Origin of the sequence: Mycobacterium sp., from assembly GCF_035274705.1 — a bacterium.
Lineage (GTDB): Bacteria > Actinomycetota > Actinomycetes > Mycobacteriales > Mycobacteriaceae > Mycobacterium.
In genome coordinates this window covers 1-6,079 of sequence record NZ_DATENY010000080.1, presented here as the reverse complement: position 1 = coordinate 6,079, position 6,079 = coordinate 1, and the positions used below count along the sequence as shown (strand labels likewise).

Annotated in this window: 7 protein-coding genes and 1 pseudogene; 6 read left to right on the top strand and 2 right to left on the bottom strand. The window is 65.6% G+C overall.

Annotated features, from left to right (window positions below; all coding sequences use genetic code 11):
* Positions 1-456, bottom strand: a 456-nt coding sequence (locus VJV41_RS17920) for a VOC family protein (RefSeq protein WP_325336074.1), incomplete at its 3' end; no start/stop codon positions are given.
* A gap of 76 nt (positions 457-532) precedes the next feature.
* Between VJV41_RS17920 and VJV41_RS17915 the strand changes: the two genes are divergently transcribed.
* Genes VJV41_RS17915 through VJV41_RS17905 form a run of 3 tightly spaced genes read left to right on the top strand, consistent with a single transcriptional unit; the run spans position 533 to position 3,003 of the window.
* Complete coding sequence (locus tag VJV41_RS17915) at positions 533-817, top strand: hypothetical protein (RefSeq protein ID WP_325336072.1); 285 nt, start codon at positions 533-535, stop codon at positions 815-817.
* Between the two features lie 13 nt (positions 818-830).
* Positions 831-1,607: a helix-turn-helix domain-containing protein gene (locus tag VJV41_RS17910; protein ID WP_325336070.1), complete on the top strand. Its 777-nt coding sequence runs from the start codon at positions 831-833 to the stop codon at positions 1,605-1,607.
* A 16-nt stretch (positions 1,608-1,623) separates the two neighbouring features.
* Positions 1,624-3,003, top strand: a complete 1,380-nt coding sequence (locus VJV41_RS17905; protein WP_325336068.1) for an amidase — start codon at positions 1,624-1,626, stop codon at positions 3,001-3,003.
* On the opposite strand, the gene VJV41_RS17900 is transcribed toward VJV41_RS17905, so the two are convergent.
* Positions 2,998-3,492, bottom strand: a complete 495-nt coding sequence (locus VJV41_RS17900; RefSeq protein ID WP_325336066.1) for a DNA-deoxyinosine glycosylase — start codon at positions 3,490-3,492, stop codon at positions 2,998-3,000. The two genes, VJV41_RS17905 and VJV41_RS17900, sit on opposite strands and share 6 nt — an antisense overlap.
* Positions 3,493-3,508: 16 nt before the next feature.
* Here VJV41_RS17900 and VJV41_RS17895 point away from each other — a divergent pair, with 16 nt between their 5' ends.
* From VJV41_RS17895 to VJV41_RS17885, 3 genes and pseudogenes are all read left to right on the top strand, one after another.
* A complete protein-coding gene (locus VJV41_RS17895) occupies positions 3,509-4,654 on the top strand; it encodes an adenylate/guanylate cyclase domain-containing protein (protein ID WP_325336064.1) in 1,146 nt (381 codons plus the stop codon).
* 10 nt (positions 4,655-4,664) lie between these two features.
* Positions 4,665-5,786, top strand: a complete 1,122-nt coding sequence (locus VJV41_RS17890; RefSeq protein ID WP_325336062.1) for an adenylate/guanylate cyclase domain-containing protein — start codon at positions 4,665-4,667, stop codon at positions 5,784-5,786.
* Positions 5,787-5,862: 76 nt separating this feature from the next.
* Positions 5,863-6,079: pseudogene (locus VJV41_RS17885) on the top strand (hypothetical protein); the annotation flags it as partial.

The following is a 6,079-nucleotide window of genomic DNA, read 5'->3' as shown; positions in this document are numbered from 1 at the left end:
CTTGGCCCACTCGGCCATGCGGCGGTCACGCTCCTCGGGCGAGACGTCTTCGACGCGGGTCATCACGGTCCAGCGCTGGCCGAACGGGTCGAGGATCGACGCGAAGCGGTCGCCGGTGACAAACGTCTGCGCAGGCTCGCGGATCGTGGCGCCGGCCCCCTCGGCACGCGCCACCACGTCGTCGACGTCCGCGCAGTAGAACGCGATCGAGTGGGTGGCCGGCGCCTTCGGATCGGGGGCCACAATCTGATATGCCTCCACGGGGTCACCGAGCTGTAGCCGACCGTTGCCGAAATCGAGTTCGGCATGTGCGACGGTGCCGTTCGGACCGTCCATGCGATCGATGACCTTCGCGCCGAACACGTTGAGGTAGAAGTCGATCGCCGCCGCAGCGCCGTCCACACATAGGAATGGGGTCAGGCTGGTGTAGCCCTCCGGAATCGGTTTCACGCTCATATCCGCCAGTTTCGTTGCACGGTTTGCGCGGACGCTTGGAAAAACGCGACATGTCCGCGCCGCTACGCTGACCCGCATGTACGACGACGACGCAGACCGTGACGACGAGTTGGACGAGGACGAAGCGGAGATCGACGAACGGGGACTCAACGCCCATACGCTCTCGATCCGCCGTGCGGATGGCGAAGAGATCGTGACTATCTTCTCGCCGGCCGAAGAGTGGAGTGTTTACCTGCAGCCGGGCGGTGGCATACAGAACGCGTTCGTGGGCTCGCCCAGCGACCCAGCTGTCTGGGTCGATGCAGTTGACCGACAGGTTGAACGCGATGAAGACGGAACGTACGTCATCCGGATCAACTAGCACGGCGGCACCCATGCGCGGCGTAGTCGGCCGCGCTGGCACCACCGAGCTGTTCGACCTCGATCGGTGGGTGCCGGCGGGACCCGTCGCCCATTTCGTCGAGCACTTCTGGGCGGTGCGCTGGAGCCTCGACGAGCCCCACGAGAGCACGGTCATCACGTTCCCCGCCGTGCACTTGACCAACGAGTGGGGAACCGACGGCAGCCGTCACGGCCACGTGCTGCCTGCGGTCCTGGTGCACGGTGTTGTCGAACGGGTGTTTCGCACGACGATCCGCGGCACCGGCGCTGTCGTCGGTGCACGCTTTCATCCCGGCGGGTTCACCGCCCGATACGGCCGCGACGCCGGTTCACTGACCGGCCGCGTCGAACGGGCCGACGAGCTGTTGCCGCAGGCTCCACACGACGTCGAGAAGTGTGTGGATGCAATGGAATCCGTGATCTCGACCGACGCTCCGCTCGACGACACCTATCTTCTTCTGCGCAAGCTGGTCGAGCGGATCCGAGAGGACGACAAACTGCACCGCGTCGCGAACGTGATGGAACTCTCGCCATGGAGTGCACGCACCACGCAGCGGGTGTTCCGCCGCTACGTCGGCGTCCCCGTGAAATGGGTGCTGTGCCGTTATCGGCTGCAGCAGGCCGCGCTGGAGATCGAACGTCAGCCGGGCATCGACTTCGCCGACCTGGCGGTGAGGCTCGGCTGGTACGACCAGGCGCACTTCATCAACGACTTCCGCTCGATGCTCGGCTGCACACCGAGCGAATACGCTGCCGAGCACGGTGGCTAAGCCGTACGCTGCCGCGGTGGATCCAGATGAGCTCGCCTTCGCCGGTGCCGCTCAGCAGGCCCGGATGCTCGCCGACGGCACGATCACCGCGCCCGCGCTTCTCGATGTCTACCTGAATCGCATTCAGCGGTTGGACCCCGAACTGCGGTCGTACCGCGTGGTGCTCGCGGATAGTGCGCGCGAGCAGGCGGGCGTTGCGCAAGACCGGCTGAACGCGGGGGAGCGGCTGCCGCTGTTGGGCGTGCCGATCGCCATCAAAGACGACGTCGACGTCGCCGGCGAAGTCACCACATACGGCAGTGCCGCCCATGGGCCCGCACCCACACAGGATGCGGAAGTGGTTCGGCGCCTGCGAGATGCCGGCGCGGTGATCCTCGGAAAGACCTCCGTTCCTGAGCTGATGATCTGGTCGTTTACCGAGACGGTGACGTTCGGTGCGACGCGTAATCCATGGCAGACGGACTACACGCCCGGCGGCAGCAGTGGCGGCAGCGCCGCGGCGGTGGCCGCTGGCTTGGCGCCTTTGGCGCTGGGTTCCGACGGCATGGGCTCGATCCGTATCCCATCGACATGGTGTGGGCTCTTCGGGCTCAAGCCGCAGCGCGACCGGGTGCCGCTGGCGCCACACGATGACGCGTGGAACGGCCTGAGTGTGAACGGCCCGATTGCCAGGAGGGTCGAGGACGCCGCATTGTTCCTCGACGCGACGACGACCGACGGTGAATTCGTGGCGGCCGCAGCGCGTGCACCAGGCCGGCTGCGGATTGCGTTGAGCACCAAGGTGCCTCCGCCGTTGACCACACGCGTCGGCAAGGCGCAGCGGGCCGCGGTCGAAGAGGCCGGCGCCCTGCTACGCGAGCTCGGCCACGATGTGATCATGCGAGATCCCGACTATCCGCCCTCAGCGGTGCTTGGGCAGGCGCTACCGAGATACTTCCGCGGCGCCTACGACGACATGAAGGCCCTGCCGCGCCCCGACCGCCTCGATCCTCGTACGCGGGGCTTTACACGTATCGGTGGGTTGTTCTCCGACCGGCGGATGACGGCGATCCGCGCTTTGGAAGGTGAAGTGGCCGACCGTATTCAGTCGATCTTCGACGACGTCGACGTCGTGATCACGCCCGGCACCGCGACGGGCCCGTCGCGCATCGGCCAATACCAGCGGCGAGGGGCGGTATCGACGCTGATGCTCGTCGCCGCCCGGGTGCCTTTCCAGGCGCTGTTCAACGTGACCGGACAGCCGGCCGCCGTCGTGCCGTGGGGACTCGACGCGAAGGGCTTGCCGACGTCAATTCAATTGGTGGGCAAGCCCTTCGACGAGTCAACGCTACTGTCTTTGAGCGGCCAGATCGAGAAGGCGCGACCCTGGGCGCAGCGGCGTCCTCCGGTGTCATAGCTCGCCGACCACCCGCCAGGCATCCAGCTTTTGCGCGAACCTCATGGTCTGTGCAGGGCTGGTCGACGGCAGTCTTTGGTATCGCAGATCCGGTGCGACCCGAACGAATCGGTTGAAGTTCTTCTCCGCAGCGGCACCGTTGAAGAACACTCGTTGGATGTCACGATGTTCGTCGAACAGTTTCCGAAAGTCGTTGGGCACCATGCTCTCCGGCTGCACCGCCGAATCCAGGCTGCCGACGCGCCGGCATGACTTCAGTACGTCCCACACGGCGATATGGTGGCTTTGAAGCGCCGTCACGCGGTCTGGGTAGGGCGACTCAGTGTCAAAACCGAACAGATCGCCCATGATTGGCCAGAACGCGTTGCGTGGATTGGCGTAGTACTGCTGTGCGGCCAGCGACATGACGCTGGGCATGTTGCCGAGGATCAGCGTGTGCGGGTCGTCGCCGATGATGGGCGGCAGCCCGTAAAGCATCGATTCCGTCATCGAACTTCAATATTGCATGCTGGCGGCGGTATACGTTTGGCCGGTGGCCGATGACGTCGATCTCGAAGCGTCCGGCTTGCTCGACGGCCTCGAGGGCAAGGCGCGCGCCGAGCGGGCGGAACTGATCGAGTGGCTGCTGGGCAAGGGGTTCACCGTCGAGCAGATGCGTAACGCGGTCGCACCAATGCTGCTGCCGGCTGGTCGCCTCGTTGGCGACGACGGCGTCTACGTGTCCGCGCGGCAGATCTGTGAGGAAATGGGCATCGACCTCGAATTCCTCGAGGCGATCCAACGGGCGATGGGCCTACCTCGCGCTGAGGACCCCGACGCGCTTGTTCATCTGCGCGTCGACGGTGAGGCCGCCGCGCGCGCCAGGGTCTTCATCGACATGGGTTTGAGCCGCGATCAAGTGATCAGTGTGTCGCGCGTGCTGGGGCAGGGCCTTGCCCAGACAGCCGAGGCCATGCGTCAAGTAGTCCTCGAGGCGGTCATCCAGCCGGGTGCCACAGAGCTACAGCTCGCGCAGGCGTACGAGGGCGTGGTCCAGCAGGTTTCGCCGCTCCTCGGCCCACTGTGTGACGACGTGTTGCGCATGCAGTTGCGCCACACACTGGAGACCGAGGCGGTCAACGCCGTCGAGCGAGCCGCCGGCACGATCCCGGGTGCCCGCACCGTCGCCGTGGCGTTCGCGGACTTGGTCGGCTTCACCCGGCTGGGCGAAGCGGTACCGCCGGAAGAGTTGGAGATTCTCGCCAGTCGACTGTCCAGCCTTGCCCGCAACGTCGTCAGCCCACCGGTGCGGTTCATCAAGACAATTGGCGACGCGGTGATGTTTGTCAGCACCGATCCGGTGGCGCTTCTGCGCACCGCCCTGGCCTTGCTCGCGGCCGCCGAGAAGTTCGATGACTTCCCACAGCTACGTGTCGGGATCGCATCGGGACAGGCGGTCAGTCGCGCCGGAGACTGGTTCGGTAGCCCTGTGAATGTCGCGAGTCGTGTCACCGGCGCCGCCAGACCCGGCGCGGTGCTCGTCTCCGAAACAACCCGTGAGGCAATCGGGCAAGCTGACGGTTTCGACTGGTCATTCGCGGGCGCTCGGCACCTCAAGGGGGTAAAGGGCGAGGTGAAGCTATTCCGCGCTCGCGCGGCCGACGAAGAATAGTCTTGACGCTGTGGCGGACCTCGATATCGAGGCATTGGGCCTGCTGGACGGCCTCGAAGGTGAAGCGCGCGAGGATCGCGCGCAGCTGATCGAGTGGCTGCTCGAGCGCGGGTTCTCCGTTGAGCACATTCGCACGTCCGTCGCCGCCCCGCTGATGCTGCCCGCCTACCGGGTGCTCGGCGATGATGGAGAATTCGTCTCGGCGCGTGAGGTCTGTGAGTCGACCGGTGTCGATCTCGAGCTACTTCAGCGACTGCAACGGGCCATCGGCTTGCCGAGGATCGACGATCCCGACGCAGCCGTCCTGTTACGCGCGGACGGAGAGGCTGCAGCGCACGCAAAGATGTTCCTCGACTTGGGTATTGATCCCGAGGACACAGTTGCCGTCATGCGAGTGCTCGTCGAAAGCCTCGGTCATGCGGCGGCGATCATGCGCGAGGCGGCGCTGAAGACCATCCTGCGGCCTGGGGCCAGCGAGATCGAGCTTGCCGCGGGATCCGAGCAGTTGGCGCTCCGGGCGGCCCCGATGCTCGGGCCGCTGATGGAAGACCTGATTCGCATTGTGCTGCGGCATTCGTTCGAGATCGAGGCGGTGACCGCCGCAGAGCGAGCGGCCGGCACTCTGCCCGGTGCGCGGGCGGTGACCGTGGCGTTCGCCGACCTCGCTGGGTTCACACGGCTGGGCGAAGCTCTGCCGGCAGTGGAGTTGGAGCACGTGGCCAGTTTGTTGGCCGAACTCGCCCACGACGTGGCTGTCAGCCCGGTGCGGTTCGTCAAGTCGATCGGCGATGCGGTGATGCTGGTGTCCTTCGACTCCGCGCCATTGTTGTCGGCGATGCTGGACTTGGCCGATGCTGCAGTGGCAAATGACTTGCCGCGCTTACGGATCGGCCTTGCGTCGGGGTGTGCGGTGACCCGCGCAGGCGATTGGTTCGGCAGTCCCGTCAATGTGGCCAGCCGCGTGACCGCCGCCGCGCGTCCGGGGACAGTGCTGGTTGCCGAGTCGACGCGCGACGCCGTAGGCGGCACCGGTGACTTCGATTGGCATTCGGCGGGTGCGCGACGCCTCAAAGGGGTGAGCGGTGAAGTGAAACTGTTCCAAGTCACGCGGAGTACAGACGCCACGCCGTGAACTCACTTGTGTCACTTTGGTTTCACGTGTGGATAGTGGGCGGAATCTGTCGGTGGTTCGAACTAGTGTTCGATGTATGGGTTCGGATCGGGATGCCGTGGTGGCGGCTTACGACGAGCTCGAGGCCGCGGTCGACAAGGTGCTCGGGTTGTCGGTCGACGGTTTGAGTCATACCGAATTGTTGACGCTGTTGAATCGCCGCGAAGTGGTGTCGCGCCGCCATGCTGCTGGTGAACACCGGATCATCAGCCGGCTGGCCGCCGAGGCCGATCCGAAGGCGTTGGGCGGCAAGA